Source organism: Pseudomaricurvus sp. ABR4_320 (assembly GCF_056159445.1).
This window is the reverse complement of sequence record NZ_JBSWVF010000019.1, coordinates 1-14,312: the sequence shown is the minus strand read 5'-3', so window position 1 is coordinate 14,312 and position 14,312 is coordinate 1. Positions and strand designations below refer to the sequence as shown.

At 51.4% G+C, this 14,312-nt stretch carries 14 protein-coding genes; 12 read left to right on the top strand and 2 right to left on the bottom strand.

All coding sequences use genetic code 11. From position 1 onward, the window contains the following. The first annotated feature begins 412 nt into the window (after positions 1-412). From ACXAFR_RS23485 to ispF, 7 genes are all read left to right on the top strand, one after another. Positions 413-796, top strand: coding sequence for a hypothetical protein (locus ACXAFR_RS23485; RefSeq protein WP_475181654.1), 384 nt, complete (start codon positions 413-415; stop codon positions 794-796). A 304-nt stretch (positions 797-1,100) separates the two neighbouring features. Continuing rightward, entirely contained in the window at positions 1,101-2,771 is a 1,671-nt protein-coding gene (locus ACXAFR_RS23480) for a CTP synthase (protein ID WP_475181652.1), read from the top strand. A gap of 156 nt (positions 2,772-2,927) precedes the next feature. Further along, complete coding sequence (gene kdsA, locus ACXAFR_RS23475) at positions 2,928-3,779, top strand: 3-deoxy-8-phosphooctulonate synthase (protein WP_475181649.1); 852 nt, start codon at positions 2,928-2,930, stop codon at positions 3,777-3,779. Between the two features lie 83 nt (positions 3,780-3,862). Continuing rightward, on the top strand, positions 3,863-5,155 hold the full coding sequence (eno, locus tag ACXAFR_RS23470; protein ID WP_475181648.1) for a phosphopyruvate hydratase: 1,293 nt from the start codon (positions 3,863-3,865) through the stop codon (positions 5,153-5,155). A gap of 36 nt (positions 5,156-5,191) precedes the next feature. Beyond that, complete coding sequence (gene ftsB / locus ACXAFR_RS23465; RefSeq protein ID WP_475181647.1) at positions 5,192-5,476, top strand: cell division protein FtsB; 285 nt, start codon at positions 5,192-5,194, stop codon at positions 5,474-5,476. A 103-nt stretch (positions 5,477-5,579) separates the two neighbouring features. After that, positions 5,580-6,281, top strand: a complete 702-nt coding sequence (gene ispD / locus ACXAFR_RS23460) for a 2-C-methyl-D-erythritol 4-phosphate cytidylyltransferase (protein WP_475181795.1) — start codon at positions 5,580-5,582, stop codon at positions 6,279-6,281. Positions 6,282-6,367: 86 nt separating this feature from the next. Beyond that, complete coding sequence (ispF, locus tag ACXAFR_RS23455; protein ID WP_475181644.1) at positions 6,368-6,844, top strand: 2-C-methyl-D-erythritol 2,4-cyclodiphosphate synthase; 477 nt, start codon at positions 6,368-6,370, stop codon at positions 6,842-6,844. A 57-nt stretch (positions 6,845-6,901) separates the two neighbouring features. On the opposite strand, the gene ACXAFR_RS23450 is transcribed toward ispF, so the two are convergent. Further along, positions 6,902-7,618 carry a porin family protein gene (locus tag ACXAFR_RS23450; protein WP_475181643.1) on the bottom strand — a complete coding sequence of 239 codons (717 nt, stop codon included), beginning with the start codon at positions 7,616-7,618 and terminating at the stop codon, positions 6,902-6,904. 309 nt (positions 7,619-7,927) lie between these two features. On the opposite strand from ACXAFR_RS23450, the gene ACXAFR_RS23445 reads away from it, so the two are divergent. Both ACXAFR_RS23445 and ACXAFR_RS23440 read left to right on the top strand, forming a co-directional pair. Further along, positions 7,928-8,227 (top strand): metalloregulator ArsR/SmtB family transcription factor, encoded by a 300-nt coding sequence (locus tag ACXAFR_RS23445; RefSeq protein WP_475181640.1) that lies wholly within the window; start codon positions 7,928-7,930, stop codon positions 8,225-8,227. A gap of 34 nt (positions 8,228-8,261) precedes the next feature. Continuing rightward, on the top strand, positions 8,262-8,801 hold the full coding sequence (locus ACXAFR_RS23440) for a rhodanese-like domain-containing protein (RefSeq protein WP_475181637.1): 540 nt from the start codon (positions 8,262-8,264) through the stop codon (positions 8,799-8,801). Here ACXAFR_RS23440 and xseA read toward each other — a convergent pair. After that, positions 8,798-10,153: an exodeoxyribonuclease VII large subunit gene (gene xseA, locus ACXAFR_RS23435; RefSeq protein WP_475181635.1), complete on the bottom strand. Its 1,356-nt coding sequence runs from the start codon at positions 10,151-10,153 to the stop codon at positions 8,798-8,800. The two genes, ACXAFR_RS23440 and xseA, sit on opposite strands and share 4 nt — an antisense overlap. A 236-nt stretch (positions 10,154-10,389) precedes the next feature. Between xseA and guaB the strand changes: the two genes are divergently transcribed. The 3 genes from guaB to ACXAFR_RS23420 all read left to right on the top strand — a co-directional run bounded on the left by guaB (position 10,390) and on the right by ACXAFR_RS23420 (position 14,249). Then, positions 10,390-11,865, top strand: a complete 1,476-nt coding sequence (gene guaB / locus ACXAFR_RS23430; RefSeq protein ID WP_475181632.1) for an IMP dehydrogenase — start codon at positions 10,390-10,392, stop codon at positions 11,863-11,865. An 87-nt stretch (positions 11,866-11,952) separates the two neighbouring features. After that, positions 11,953-13,530: a glutamine-hydrolyzing GMP synthase gene (guaA, locus tag ACXAFR_RS23425; RefSeq protein WP_475181630.1), complete on the top strand. Its 1,578-nt coding sequence runs from the start codon at positions 11,953-11,955 to the stop codon at positions 13,528-13,530. A gap of 200 nt (positions 13,531-13,730) precedes the next feature. After that, a complete protein-coding gene (locus ACXAFR_RS23420) occupies positions 13,731-14,249 on the top strand; it encodes a hypothetical protein (protein WP_475181629.1) in 519 nt (172 codons plus the stop codon). Positions 14,250-14,312: the final 63 nt, after the last annotated feature.

The window sequence follows — 14,312 nt, the reverse complement described above, 5'->3', positions numbered from 1 at the left end:
GTATCAATCCTTATTTGTACTTATCATTATTCAGTTTGAGGAGTGCAAGTTGATATTTCGAAATGTTTATCGTGTTTATTTTTTTATTTTGTTTTTAGCTAGTGACGATCATAGTATGCGCAGTTTGACGATATCAATGGGGTGATGAAAAGACGGGAAAAGTTCCCGGTTAGTCTGAGAATTTTTCTTCGATACAGATCGTTATTTATCGGTAGAAATACAGGGAAATTCAAAGCCAGTGATGATGAGATTTGTTGTTGAGTGGCGATGAATATAGGGATCTTTTCCCGGGTTCTGGCAGATGTCTTTTTCTTTTTTGATATCTCTCAGAAGGAGTGCCAGTCATTTTTTGTTTTAACGAATTGTATTTCTGAAAGCTCCAGGAATTTAATAATTGAAACGGGAGAGGGTAATGTTTAGCAAAATATGCCTAAAGATAGGTTCTGGCGTTTGGCTGTTGGTATTTAGCTCGCTCTGTTCTCTTCCATTAGATGTTGCGGCTAATTCAAAACAAGAGGCCGAGGCGTTTGTGGTTCTCGATGGCATTGCAGCGGCGAAATGTGATGCGCGGGACGGAGTAATGTATGTTGTTTACAGCAGCGCAACTGAGCAGGTCATTGAAGTCCACCTGGATCGCTATTTTCAAGGGATGCGGCAGCCTGGCAGGTCGATAGTTCAGCTAGAGCCTCATTCGAATCCCAAGCCGTTGGGCTGCTCTAAAGTACTTATGGATGGCGCTGACCAATTCTGGAAAATCGTTGCTGCTCGATTTGTGGGCGATGAAAACGACAATTAACGGTCTGAACGGACAGTGCAGGAACCTCTTCTAAGGGGGGAATCTGAGTCGTCAGCCTGTCTTTGACCTTGATTCAGGGGCTGATCCAGTGGTTGCGTACTGGGAATGGCAGCCTGATGTACTAGATTTACTCTGAAAGGTAAGTGAGTTGCTGTCGCTAAGGCGAAGATTGAGAGGGCGCCACGATTCCGGTAGACTGGCGTCCCATCTTCAGGGCCGCTGCCACCGATCTTTAATGAGCTGTATTTATTAACAGATCCGTGCCGTCTCGCACCCAATCCAGTCAGTTTCAATAAGGTTTTTCATGACGCGTTACATCTTTGTCACCGGTGGTGTGGTTTCTTCTTTGGGTAAGGGCATCGCTTCCGCGTCGCTCGGGGCGATACTTAAGACTCGCGGTCTGAAAGTGACGATCCTCAAGCTGGATCCCTACATTAATGTGGATCCCGGCACCATGAGCCCCTTTCAGCACGGGGAGGTCTTCGTTACGGAGGATGGCGCGGAAACCGACCTGGATTTAGGCCACTATGAGCGCTTCGTTGGCGCTAAGATGAGCCGCCGCAATAACTTTACAACCGGCCGTGTCTACGAAACGGTACTGCGCAAAGAGCGTCGTGGTGACTACTTGGGGGGGACGGTTCAGGTCATTCCCCACATCACCGACGAGATTAAGCGACGTGTTCTGGAAGGTGGGCGTGATGCGGATATCGCCTTGGTTGAAATTGGTGGCACCGTCGGTGATATCGAGTCGCAGCCATTTCTAGAGGCCGCGCGGCAGTTAAAGATTGAGCTGGGACGGGATCGCGCTCAGTGGATTCACCTGACACTGGTACCCTATATCGCCACAGCAGGTGAGACCAAAACCAAGCCCACCCAGCATTCTGTTAAAGAGCTGCGTTCTATTGGTGTGCAGCCGGAAATTCTACTGTGTCGCTCCGAGCGGGTGATCGACGACGACTCCCGCCGCAAGATTGCGCTGTTTACCAACGTTGATGAGCGCGCCGTTGTGCCATTGCCTGACGCCCGTACCATCTATTCTATTCCGCAGCTATTGAAAGACTATCAGCTCGACCAGATTGTGCTGGATAACTTCCGTCTTGAGGCGCCAGAAGCAGATCTTTCTGAGTGGTCTGCGGTGGTTGAAGGGAAGCTGAATCCAACCCACGAAGTGACCGTGGCGATGGTCGGCAAATACATGGATTTGCTGGATGCCTACAAATCCTTGAATGAGGCTCTCGGACACGCAGGTATCCACGCCCGTACCCGTCTCAACATGAAATACATTAATGCCGAGGACCTGGAAACCCAGGGTACTGCCATGCTGGAAGACGCCAATGCGATTCTTGTGCCTGGTGGTTTTGGTGAGCGGGGCATGGACGGCAAATTGATGGCCGTGCGTTATGCCCGTGAAAATGGCATACCTTATCTTGGTATTTGTCTGGGCATGCAGTCGGTCGTCATTGAGTTTGCGCGTAATGTGCTTGGACTTGCTGAAGCGAACAGTACTGAATTTGACCGCTCCACCAAGCATCCCGTTATCGGCTTGATCACTGAGTGGGTGACGTCGGAAGGTGAGGTTGAGCGTCGCGACGAAAAATCCGATCTGGGTGGTACTATGCGCCTTGGCGGCCAGGAGTGTCGCTTGGTTGCGGGTACGAAGGCGCGGGACATCTACCAGGAAGATGTCATTGTCGAACGTCATCGTCACCGCTACGAGGTGAACAACAATTACGTGGATCAGTTGCAGCAGGCCGGATTGAAGGTGGGTGGCTGGTCGGCGGACGATAATCTGGTTGAAATGGTGGAGCTGCCTGACCATCCCTGGTTTGTCGCCTGTCAATTTCACCCCGAGTTTACGTCCAATCCAATCACCGGTCATAAGCTCTTCAGCAGCTTTATTCTGGCGGCGTTGAAAAATCGCGAAGGTCGTTTTCCCCATCAGTTGACTGAACTTGTCGCGGAGCAAAGCCACTAAGTCACGGCTCCGTCATTTCGGCGTTAGGGTTTCCAAAGGGGGCCTGGCGCCTTCGGCGATGCCTGCTGACGTCAACCAAATTTCTGAAATTGCCGCGGCTGGGTTTAAGTCGCGGATGCTCTTATTACAGCCAATAACATCGCAGGAGCTATCCTCGTGCAGCACAAAACGATTCATATTGATTCTCTGACCGTCGCCAATGATCGGCCCTTTACGCTCTTTGGTGGCATGAACGTCCTTGAGTCGGAATCCATGGCATTGCAGGTCGCCGAACACTACACATCGGTTACCGAAAAGCTGGGTATTCCCTATGTTTTTAAGGCCTCTTTCGACAAGGCCAACCGTTCTTCCATCCACTCCTATCGTGGGCCTGGTATGGATGAGGGGTTACGCATTATGGAGAAGATCAAACAGCAGTTCGGGTGCCCCGTCATTACGGATGTTCACGAAATTGAACAATGTGCGCCAGTGGCTCAGGTTTGTGACGTCATCCAGCTGCCGGCATTTCTGGCTCGGCAGACGGATCTGGTTGAAGCCATGGCGAAAACCGGTGCCGTAATCAACATTAAGAAGCCGCAATTCATCAGTCCGCCACAGATGAAAAACATTGTCGAAAAGTTTGCCGAGTGCGGCAATGAGCAGGTAATGTTGTGTGAACGGGGCAGCTGCTTTGGCTACGACAACCTGGTTGTCGATATGCTGGGCTTTCGCACCATGAAAGAAGCGAGCAATGGCGCGCCGGTCATTTTTGACGTGACTCATGCGTTACAATGTCGCGACCCTATGGGAGCTGCCTCTGGCGGACGTCGTCATCAAGTTGCAGAGCTGGCCCGGGCGGGAATGGCAACTGGGTTGGCCGGTCTCTTTCTGGAAGCTCACCCCAATCCCGATGCGGCGGCTTGCGATGGTCCAAGTGCTTTACCGCTATCGAAGCTGGAACCTTTTTTGGCTGAGGTGCAGGCGGTGGACCGGGTGATCAAGCAGCTTCCGCCATTAGAAATACGCTAAGTGGCTTCTGATTGCGAATGGTCGTAAATCAGGAGCTCCCAAATCGCTCTACATTAATCAGTTACACTAGGAGAAAACACTGAATGAGCAAGATTGTTGATGTGAAGGCCTTTGAGGTACTGGACTCCCGAGGCAATCCGACGGTGAATGCGGATGTCATTCTTGAATCCGGTGCGATTGGTTCGGCGTGTGCGCCTTCTGGAGCGTCCACTGGTTCCCGTGAAGCGCTTGAATTGCGCGATGGTGACAAGAGTCGCTACCTCGGCAAAGGTGTTCTCAAAGCGGTTGAAAATATCAACACCACGATTCGGGAATTGCTCGTCGGTATGGATGCCAGCGACCAGCGTGCCCTGGACGAGGCGATGATCAAGGCTGATGGCACTGAGAATAAAGCCAACTTGGGCGCCAATGCCATTTTGGCTGTCTCTCTGGCTGCTGCCAAGGCTGTCGCTAGCGACAAGAATATTCCACTGTATCAGCACATTGCGGACGTCAATGGAACCTCTGGTCAGTATTCCATGCCTGTTCCAATGATGAACATTCTCAACGGCGGTGAGCATGCTGACAATAATGTTGATATCCAGGAGTTCATGGTTCAGCCTGTCGGTGCTAAGTCTTTTGCAGAAGCTCTGCAAGTTGGAGCTGAAATCTTTCATCAGCTGAAAAAGGTCCTCAGCGGTAAAGGCTTGAACACGGCTGTCGGTGATGAGGGTGGTTTCGCGCCCAACCTGTCTTCCAATGCAGAAGCTCTGGCGGTTATTAAAGAAGCGGTCGAAGCTGCGGGTTACACCTTGGGTGATGACGTCACTCTGGCGTTGGATTGTGCGTCTTCAGAATTTTATAAAGACGGCAAGTACGATCTCTCCGGCGAAGGTAAGGTCTATACTTCTGAAGGCTTCACGGATTTCCTGGCTGAGCTGTGCGATCAGTATCCGATCATTTCCATTGAAGACGGTCAGGATGAGTCCGACTGGGATGGCTGGAAATATCAGACCGATAAGTTGGGTGCTAAAGTCCAGTTGGTGGGCGATGACCTGTTTGTTACTAATACCAAGATTCTCAAGCAGGGCATTGAAAAAGGTGTCGGTAATTCGATTCTGATCAAATTCAACCAGATCGGATCTTTATCGGAAACCCTGGACGCGATCAAAATGGCGAAAGACGCAGGCTATACTGCGGTGATTTCCCATCGCTCCGGTGAGACTGAAGACACGACCATTGCCGATTTGGCGGTCGCTACTGCCGCTGGCCAGATTAAGACCGGTTCTCTGTGTCGTTCCGACCGTGTTGCCAAATATAACCGCCTGCTGCGCATTGAAGCCGAGTTGGGTACTTCTACGGCACCTTATCGTGGCAGGGCTGAATTCAAGTCCTAAGGGGCCAAGCGAGATCAGACTGACGGAATCAACCCAGTGAAATGGCTTTTATGTACAATGCTTTCGGTGCTGGCACTCTTGCAGTATCGACTCTGGGTTGGTGATGGAAGCCTTGCCGAGGTGGTGCGCTTAACAAACGCCATTGAGGAACAAGAGGCAACCAACCGTCAGCTGCGTCGCAGCAATGAAATTCTTGCCGCCGAAGTCAGTGCCTTCAAGTCGGGTACCGGAGCGGTTGAGGAGCGAGCCAGGGAGGATCTGGGAATGATCCGCTCTGATGAAACCTTCTACCTGGTGGTTGAGCCTGAGACCAAGCCGTGAGACATCGCTCTGAGTCTAGACATCTTCTATCACGTCTTTATGCCATACGCTTTCTGCTCTGTCCCTACGAGCAGGCGTAGATCTGGATAATCCATTGTCCACAATGACTTCTGTTAATGTGCCTGTCTGGGCGGTCGTTCCCGCTGCTGGCGTGGGCGCACGCATGGGGGGAGAGCTTCCCAAACAATACCTCCCGTTAGCGGGTAAAACGATTCTGGAGAGAACTCTGGAAAGGCTGCTGCTGCTTCCCAATCTCCAAGGGTTAATGGTGGCGCTGGGTGAGACTGATGACTATTGGCAGTCATTACCCGTTTTTCAGGATCCTCGCGTAAAGAGGGTGGCTGGCGGGGCCGAGCGGAGCGCGTCCGTGCTCAATGGCTTGAAGGCGTTGGCGGCAGATGTGGATGCCGACAGTTGGATTTTAGTTCACGATGCGGTTAGGCCCTGTGTTCGTAGTGACGACATTCTGCGTTTAGTCGACGCGGTTCAACAGCATCCTGCTGGTGGTATTCTGGCGTCTCCTGTCATAGATACTCTGAAGCAGCAACGGCCCGAAGGTGACATAGATCGCACCGTCGATCGGTCTGGGCTTTGGCGTGCTCTGACGCCGCAAGTGTTTCGCTTGGGTGTGCTGGCGGATGCGTTAGAGCGTACCCAGGCGGAGCAGGTCTCTGTGACCGATGAAGCCTCTGCCGTTGAGTGGTTGGGAATGCATCCCTTAATCGTTGAGGGGCAGGGCGACAATATCAAGATTACCCACCCCGCCGACCTGCCATTGGCGGAATTTATTTTGGCGCGGCAATAGTATCCGTTGCTGGCTTCTGCTCTTACGGCTAAGTCGTACGAGCTAGCCGCTAGCTAATAAAGACGCTAGCTGATAAAGAGAGTTACATGTTTAAAATTGGTCATGGTTATGATGTCCACGCCTTCGGGCCTGGAGAAAAGATTGTCATCGGTGGCGTGATGATTCCTCACAGTCACGGTTTGGTTGCCCATTCCGATGGTGATGTTTTGTTACACGCCTTGTGCGATGCCACGCTAGGGGCTATGGCTTTGGGCGATATTGGCCGACATTTCCCCGATACAGACAGCCGGTTTTACAACGCGGACAGCCGCGCACTGTTGCGCATGGTGGTGGCGATGGCAAAAGAAAAAGGTTACGTCTTGGGTAATGCCGATATGACGATTATCGCTCAAGCGCCGCGTATGGCGACCTACATCGAACAGATGCGCAAGAACATTGCGAGTGACTTTGGCGCCGCAATTGAACAGGTCAATGTCAAAGCCACAACGACAGAGAAATTGGGCTTTACTGGACGTAAAGAAGGTATCGCTGCTCACGCGGTAGTGATCTTGCAGCAGCAATAAGTATTTGGCAGACGTTTCGAAAGCAGCGGCGGGGCAAGTGCCCCAGCTGAGTATTTTCTAGAAGTGGTAGTAGGCGCCGACGTATACACCGTCGTAATCGAGGTCGGGAATTTCATTGACGCCTCGCTGATTCTCCAATCTCAGAGTTTGTAGCCGATAGCCGAGTAGCGCATTAAACCCTTGGGTGTTTTGATATTGTATCGTTGCGCTGAAGTCCTGGCCTTTTGAGCCTCCGGAATCCAGGTGATTCATGTCCGCTTCGAACACAAAGCCAGTCAACGGAAGGTTCCAGGATCCCTTGAGAAAAAACATGGGAAGAACTTCGTTGATGGAGTGAGTTTCGTTTAGAGAGTAGAGGTTACCGTCCAGATTGCGCAGGTTGAAACCCGCGTCGAAATTCATCCAGTTGTCGCCGAGATCGTAATAGAATTTGACGTCGGTTTGTTCGATGGCGAGGCGCTGATCGGCAATCGCATCATAAGATTGGGCGCCGTAGCCACCTTGCGGTTTAAGCAAGAAATCAAATTCCTGGACTTTAAGAGCTGGACGCATGCCTTTTTGGGGCAGCGTAAACCACGCAGCCTGATTTTCCGGTACTCCCCGGTTAATCTCTGCGTTATCCAGTCTGATCCAGTTTTGCTCAGATGCATCTAGCTCAGATGACCCCTGATTGAAATCCACCCATTGGGCTTCTCCGGTTTCAAATCCTAAGGGGTCTGCCTGACATAGGGGCACCATACAGAGGGCAGTTAGCAGTGCCAGTCCTTTATTCATCAACATAATCTGCTAGCGGAATTGGTGCTTTAGTCAGTCGTTTGTATGAATGGTTAATTTAAGCACAATTTGAACTTTTTGAACAGCCTGTGAGGCAAATCACAGTAAGTGTCAAAAAAATGTGATCAGGGAACTTTACACATGTTTTTGGCGCAATTTGCACGTCATATGATTATCGTCATGGTCGACGCATCAAAAATGTTGAATTCTCTCGAAACAAACCGTGACAGCTAAAATGAAAATATATTAGATATATATAATTTAGAAGAGACTAATATTATGCTAGAGTGCACTTAAAGGTGGGTTTTTATGGATGTGTCAGAACTTGAACAGCACGCAGAAGAAGCGGCGAGTTTGTTGCGAAATCTGGCGAATCAGCACCGTTTAATGATCGTTTGTACGTTGTTGGATCGAGAAATGTCGGTTGGTGAGCTCAATCAGGCTGTGCCGTTGAGTCAGTCTGCACTCTCTCAACATTTGGCAACTCTGAGGAAATCAGGATTGGTTGTCACTCGGCGAGAAGGGCAGGCGATCTACTACCGGCTGCAGGGCGATAAAGCTCTGCGCGTAGTATCTCTGCTGAAAGAGATGTTCTGCCCAGATCCATAACGTGCCATTTTGGACGCTCCTCGTGAGGTAATTTATGGCTGTTTCAAAAATTTCCATTCGTGATTTCATTGCCCGGGTTTCCGACAAGCAGGAGGGGTTAATGGTCGATGTTCGCTCGCCAGCGGAATTTGCGACTTGCCATCTGCGTGGCGCCATCAATATCCCATTGGATCGTCTGACTCCAGACCGCATTCGGGCGGTGTTATCGGGTGCAGCCAACGATGAGAAGCACGATGTCTTTTTGATGTGTAAATCTGGGCTGAGGAGTCAGAAGGCCGCGGAAAAACTCTCCGACTTGGGTGCCGTCGCTTTCTGGGTTGTCACTGAAGGGGGGGCAGAGGATCTGCCTGAGTCATTGATTGCGCGCGGCGACCGCAAGGTGATTTCACTGGAGCGCCAGGTGCGCATCGCCGCAGGTGCGCTCGTTATTTTGGGGGTGGTGCTTGGGGTGACGGTGGCGCCGGGCTGGTTGGGTTTGCCTGCATTTGTCGGCGCAGGTCTGGTATTTGCCGGAGTCACAGATTGGTGTGGCATGGCGCTGCTGTTGGCGCGCATGCCATGGAATCAACGTTAGTCGTTGCTCTCTGGTGAGGAGGGGGCTTGCACCTCGACCACCTCTGACACCAAGCTGCCTTCGTTCAGTCGGGTGATGAGTCGCTGTCCTGCAGAAGCATTCGTTGCGCTTCTTAGGATCTGGCCTTGTTCGTCACTGGTTATGGAATAGCCCCGCGCCAGGACAGAGATCGGGTTGTTGTTGTTGAGAAGTGCTGCGGCGGTGGCCAGTCGTTGACGGCGCCTTTCGATTTGCTGGTGCATCAGGTCTGTCAGTTGTCGCTCCCGATTGGCGATTCGTTCCTGGATCTGGAGCAGATTTTTTTGAGGATTGGCCTGTTGCAGTCGGTTTATGGCACGCTCCAATCGAGTGCGGCGTGTCTGCAACTGCTTTTCCAGCCTGTGCAACAATTTCATTTCCAGGTGATCCAGGCGCTGCATTTGATTTTGCAGGCGTTGCCCGGGGTGCTGCAATCGAGCACTCAATTGCTTCTGGCGCGCACTGAGGCGAGACAGCAGATTGGCCATTTCCCGGGTCAGGCGCTGTTCAATATTGTAAAACCGTTGCTGTAATTCCTGTGCATTTGGCGTGCAGAGCTCTGCCGCAGCAGAGGGGGTCGGCGCTCTGACATCGGCGACAAAGTCCGCAATGGTGATGTCTGTCTCGTGGCCAACGGCGCTAATAATGGGCAGTTTGCTGTCAAAAATAGCGCGCGCAACCGACTCTTCATTAAACGGCCACAAGTCCTCAAGAGAGCCGCCTCCGCGCCCGACAATTAACAGGTCGCACGCATCGTGCCGATTGGCCGTTGCAATGGCGTTCACAATTTGTGCGGCTGCTTCGTTCCCCTGTACGGCGACCGGAAAAACCAGAATGTTTGCGCTGGGAAAGCGCCGCTGGGTTACCTGAAGAATATCGTGGAGGGCGGCTCCGCTAGGGGAGGTGACAACGCCAATCCGTGTCGCCATGGCTGGTAATGGCTGCTTGTGCTCTTCGGAAAACAATCCTTCCTGCTGCAGTTTGGCTTTTAACGCTTCGTAGGCCTGCTGAAGTTTGCCCATGCCAGCTTCCTGGATGTGCTCCACGATCAGCTGATAATCACCGCGACCTTCGTAGAGGCTGACTCTTGCTCTGAGCAAATAGGATTGACCATTCTGCGGTGTAGTGCGAATACGCTGATTGCGATTGCGGAACATGGCACAGCGCACCTGAGCATCAGCGTCTTTTAATGTGAAATACCAGTGGCCAGAGCTAGGGCGGGTAAAGTTGGATATTTCTCCCTCCACCCACAACAATGAGAGGTGAGTTTCCAGCAGTTGCCGGGCGGTGCGGTTTAACTGGCTGACGCTGAGTATGGTTTTTTCTGCTAACACGTTCGACTGTCTGCTGGGGAAAATAGAATCTAAGGTTTGGGATGAGGACGGCGGGTCATTGTGAGTGGCCACTGAGCCCTAAAAATGCTGTCTGAGAGCCACAAGCGTTATGGGTTTCTCAAATTGTCATCTTCTGGTCTATAATAGCGGGTTAACTTACTGGCTTTTCGGGGAAATTGCACCATTAACATTGGGCGGTGTGATTCCTCCAGGCCTCTGCTAAGGGTTTGATCTCCATGCTGCGTATAGCTCAAGAAGCATTGACTTTTGATGATGTGTTGTTGGTGCCTGGGTACTCCGAGGTTACCGCGAAAGACGTTTCGTTGAAAACCCAGCTTACCCGAAATATTTCTTTAAATATCCCGCTGCTGTCTGCAGCCATGGATACGGTGACGGAAGCGCGTCTTGCCATCGCCATCGCCCAGGAGGGCGGAATCGGCATCATCCATAAAAGCATGTCGATTCAACAGCAGGCAGCGGAAGTTCGTGCGGTCAAGAAATTCGAAGCCGGTGTCGTCAAAGACCCCATCACGATCGAAGCGGATGCCAATATCCGTGATCTCGTCGCGCTGACCAAAAAACATGATATTTCCGGTGTGCCGGTTATGGATCGTGGCGACCTCGTCGGTATTGTTACCGGTCGAGATGTTCGCTTTGAAACCAATATGGATGCTCCAGTCTCGAGCATCATGACGCCTAAGTCCAAGTTGATTACCGTCAAAGAAGGTGCCAGCCCTGACGAAGTCAGAGAGCTGTTGCACCGCCACCGAATTGAAAAAGTATTGGTGGTCAATGACGAGTTTCAACTGCGAGGATTGGTGACCGTTAAAGACATCAGCAAGGCTGAGCGTTATCCAAGTGCTTGTAAAGATCCTGAAGGTCGTCTCCGCGTCGGTGCATCGGTTGGCACCAGCCCAGATACCGATGATCGTGTCGCCGCGCTGGCCGCCGAGGGCGTGGATGTCCTGGTCGTCGATACGGCTCATGGCCACTCACGTAACGTGATCGAGCGAGTGCGTCGAATCAAGTCCATGTATCCGGATATCCAAGTCATCGGCGGCAATATTGCCACTGCGGCGGCCGGTAAAGCGTTGGTTGAGGCCGGTGCTGACGGCGTCAAAGTGGGTATTGGCCCTGGCTCTATCTGTACGACGCGAATCGTTAGCGGTGTCGGTGTCCCACAAATTACCGCGATTGCTGAAGTGGTTGCCGCCCTGCAAGGTTCTGGGGTGCCGGTGATTGCCGACGGTGGTATTCGCTTTTCCGGAGATATTGCTAAGGCACTGGTCGCAGGTGCTCATTGTGTCATGATGGGTTCCATGTTCGCCGGGACCGAAGAGGCGCCTGGTGAGGTCGAGCTGTATCAGGGGCGTACCTACAAAGCTTATCGTGGCATGGGGTCTCTCGGTGCCATGTCTCAGACGCAGGGTTCTTCAGATAGGTATTTCCAAGACGCCAGTCAGGGGTCTGAAAAGTTGGTGCCTGAAGGTATTGAAGGGCGCGTCCCCTATAAAGGGCCGCTCGCGGCTATCGTGCATCAGATGATGGGCGGTGTGCGCTCGGCAATGGGATATACCGGTTGTGCCGATATCGATTCTATGCGGACACGCCCGCAGTTTGTTCGGGTGACCTCGGCTGGTATGGGGGAATCCCATGTCCACGATGTCCAGATCACCAAAGAAGCGCCCAACTATCCGGTGGGTCGCGGCTGAGATTGACAGCGGGAAGGGCAAGCCTTCCCGTTTTTCGTTTTACGATCAGATTTTCCCTTTTTCAGTTTTCTCAAGAGATTGTCTCCAATGACACAGGATATCCATTCCCAACGCATTCTTATCCTCGACTTCGGTTCCCAGTACACGCAGCTGATTGCCCGCCGAGTACGGGAAGTTGGGGTGTTCTCAGAAATTCGCGCGTTCGACATGAGCGACGACGAAATCCGGGAGTACAACCCGAAGGGCATTATTCTCGCGGGTGGGCCGGAGTCGGTTACCGAATTAAATTCCCCGCGGGCTCCGCAAGTGGTTTTCGAGCTGGGTGTCCCGGTATTGGGAATATGTTACGGCATGCAAACCATGGCAGAACAGCTGGGCGGTGCCGTGCAGGGTTCAAACGTGCGTGAATTTGGTTATGCACAAGTGCAAGTCACCAGTGACTGCGAGTTGCTTAAAGACATTCGCGACCATGTTAATCACGACGGAGAGTCTCTGCTCGATGTGTGGATGAGTCACGGTGATAAAGTCAGTGAGATGCCCGCCGGTTTTGAGTTGTTGGCATCGACAGAATCCTGCCCCATTGCTGGTATGTGCTGCCCAGAGCGAAACCTTTACGGCGTACAGTTCCACCCAGAAGTGACTCATACGTTGCAAGGCATGCGCATTTTTGAACGTTTCGTTCTGGAAATGTGTGGCTGTGAAGTTCTGTGGACACCTGCGAATATCGCCGAAGATGCCATTGTGCGTATGCGTGACCTGGTGGGGAACGACAAGGTGCTGTTAGGACTGTCTGGCGGTGTTGATTCTTCCGTCGTTGCGGCACTGCTGCACAAAGCCATTGGTGATCAGCTGACCTGTGTGTTCGTTGACAACGGCCTGCTTCGCAAGGATGAAGGTGATCAGGTGATGGACATGTTCGCCAAGAACATGGGGGTAAAAGTCATTCGCAGCGATTCCGAAGACTTGTTTCTGTCGAAGTTGACCGGTGTAAACGATCCTGAAGTCAAACGCAAAATCATTGGCAACACTTTTATTGATGTATTTGATGCCGAAGCGGCGAAGCTGAAAGACGTTCGTTGGTTAGCCCAAGGTACCATTTATCCCGACGTTATCGAATCTGCCGCCGCTAAAACGGGCAAAGCCCATGTGATCAAATCTCACCACAATGTTGGCGGTTTGCCGGAGGACATGGCTTTTGAATTGGTGGAGCCATTGCGAGAGCTTTTTAAAGATGAAGTGCGCAAAATTGGTCTCGAACTGGGGTTACCCTACGACATGGTCTATCGACACCCGTTCCCTGGACCGGGGCTCGGCGTTCGAATTTTGGGTGAAGTGAAAAAAGAGTACGCCGATATCCTGCGAGAAGCGGACGCCATCTTTCTGGAAGAATTATTCAATGCCGATTGGTATCACAAAACCAGTCAGGCCTTTGCCGTATTCGTCCCGGTCAAATCGGTTGGTGTTGTCGGCGATGCCCGTCGTTACGAGTGGGTCATCGCTTTGCGGGCCGTTGAAACCGTTGATTTCATGACGGCACGCTGGGCACACCTGCCTTATGAGCTGTTGGAAAAAGTGTCCAATAGAATCATCAATGAAATCTCTGGCGTGTCTCGTGTGACCTATGATGTTTCCAGTAAGCCGCCTGCGACGATTGAGTGGGAGTGATCGAATAAAACGATTGCTCAGTCTGTAGGTGTTTTATTGAGCCCAGCCTGTCGCTGGGCTTTTTTGTTTTTGTAGGACTTATTTACCATTCCGACCTCCTTCAGCCAGTAAGATTTATTAATCTCCTGTTCATCTTATTTTCAATGCGTATTCAGAAAAAAAGTAGAAACTGAATCCATCAACACATGAGGAGATATGAGATGAAGAAATCGTTACTTGCAGGGATTGCCATGACCGTCATTTCTTTGAATGCATTTGCTGATGCGATTACAGAGCAACAGATTCTTGATGCACAAGATCAATGGGCGCAGGGCATTGTGGATATCAGCAATGCGAAAATCAGTGGCGAAGACTATCGCATCGTTGCGAGAGAAGTGCTGGAAAACCTTTACGGCTATGAAGAGGGGGCTGTTCTTTTCAAGCCAACCAAAGCAAAAGAAAACCAGTTCCGTGAAACGTCCGAGCAGGCGGAATCCTATTTTGTTGCGGGACAGTTTAAAGAAGATAAGGGGTTTGCCATCAATCCCTGGACCAAAGTTCGCTTTGAAAACCACGGTATTATCATTGAAGATGATATTGCGTTAGCGATGGGAAATTATTACTTCACGGATCTGGAAGGTGAAGAAGCCAAAGTTGAATATACCTTTGGTTACAAGTTAGATGACGACGATAACGTTAAAATCGTGCTTCACCACTCGTCAGTTCCGTACAATCCATAATCTACTCTCGGAAAAGTGGCTACGATATGTTGCCGCTTTTTCCATGAGATTCTACAAATACCT

Excerpts from the sequence above, each read along its gene's own strand:
- ACXAFR_RS23445 (WP_475181640.1), top strand. The coding sequence starts at position 7,928 with ATGGATGTGTCAGAACTTGAACAGCACGCAGAAGAAGCGGCGAGTTTG.
- ACXAFR_RS23480 (WP_475181652.1), top strand. The coding sequence starts at position 1,101 with ATGACGCGTTACATCTTTGTCACCGGTGGTGTGGTTTCTTCTTTGGGT.
- guaA (WP_475181630.1), top strand. The coding sequence starts at position 11,953 with ATGACACAGGATATCCATTCCCAACGCATTCTTATCCTCGACTTCGGT.
- ACXAFR_RS23450 (WP_475181643.1), bottom strand. The coding sequence starts at position 7,618 with ATGAATAAAGGACTGGCACTGCTAACTGCCCTCTGTATGGTGCCCCTA.
- ACXAFR_RS23485 (WP_475181654.1), top strand. The coding sequence starts at position 413 with ATGTTTAGCAAAATATGCCTAAAGATAGGTTCTGGCGTTTGGCTGTTG.
- ispD (WP_475181795.1), top strand. The coding sequence starts at position 5,580 with ATGACTTCTGTTAATGTGCCTGTCTGGGCGGTCGTTCCCGCTGCTGGC.
- guaB (WP_475181632.1), top strand. The coding sequence starts at position 10,390 with ATGCTGCGTATAGCTCAAGAAGCATTGACTTTTGATGATGTGTTGTTG.
- ACXAFR_RS23440 (WP_475181637.1), top strand. The coding sequence starts at position 8,262 with ATGGCTGTTTCAAAAATTTCCATTCGTGATTTCATTGCCCGGGTTTCC.
- ACXAFR_RS23420 (WP_475181629.1), top strand. The coding sequence starts at position 13,731 with ATGAAGAAATCGTTACTTGCAGGGATTGCCATGACCGTCATTTCTTTG.
- eno (WP_475181648.1), top strand. The coding sequence starts at position 3,863 with ATGAGCAAGATTGTTGATGTGAAGGCCTTTGAGGTACTGGACTCCCGA.
- ispF (WP_475181644.1), top strand. The coding sequence starts at position 6,368 with ATGTTTAAAATTGGTCATGGTTATGATGTCCACGCCTTCGGGCCTGGA.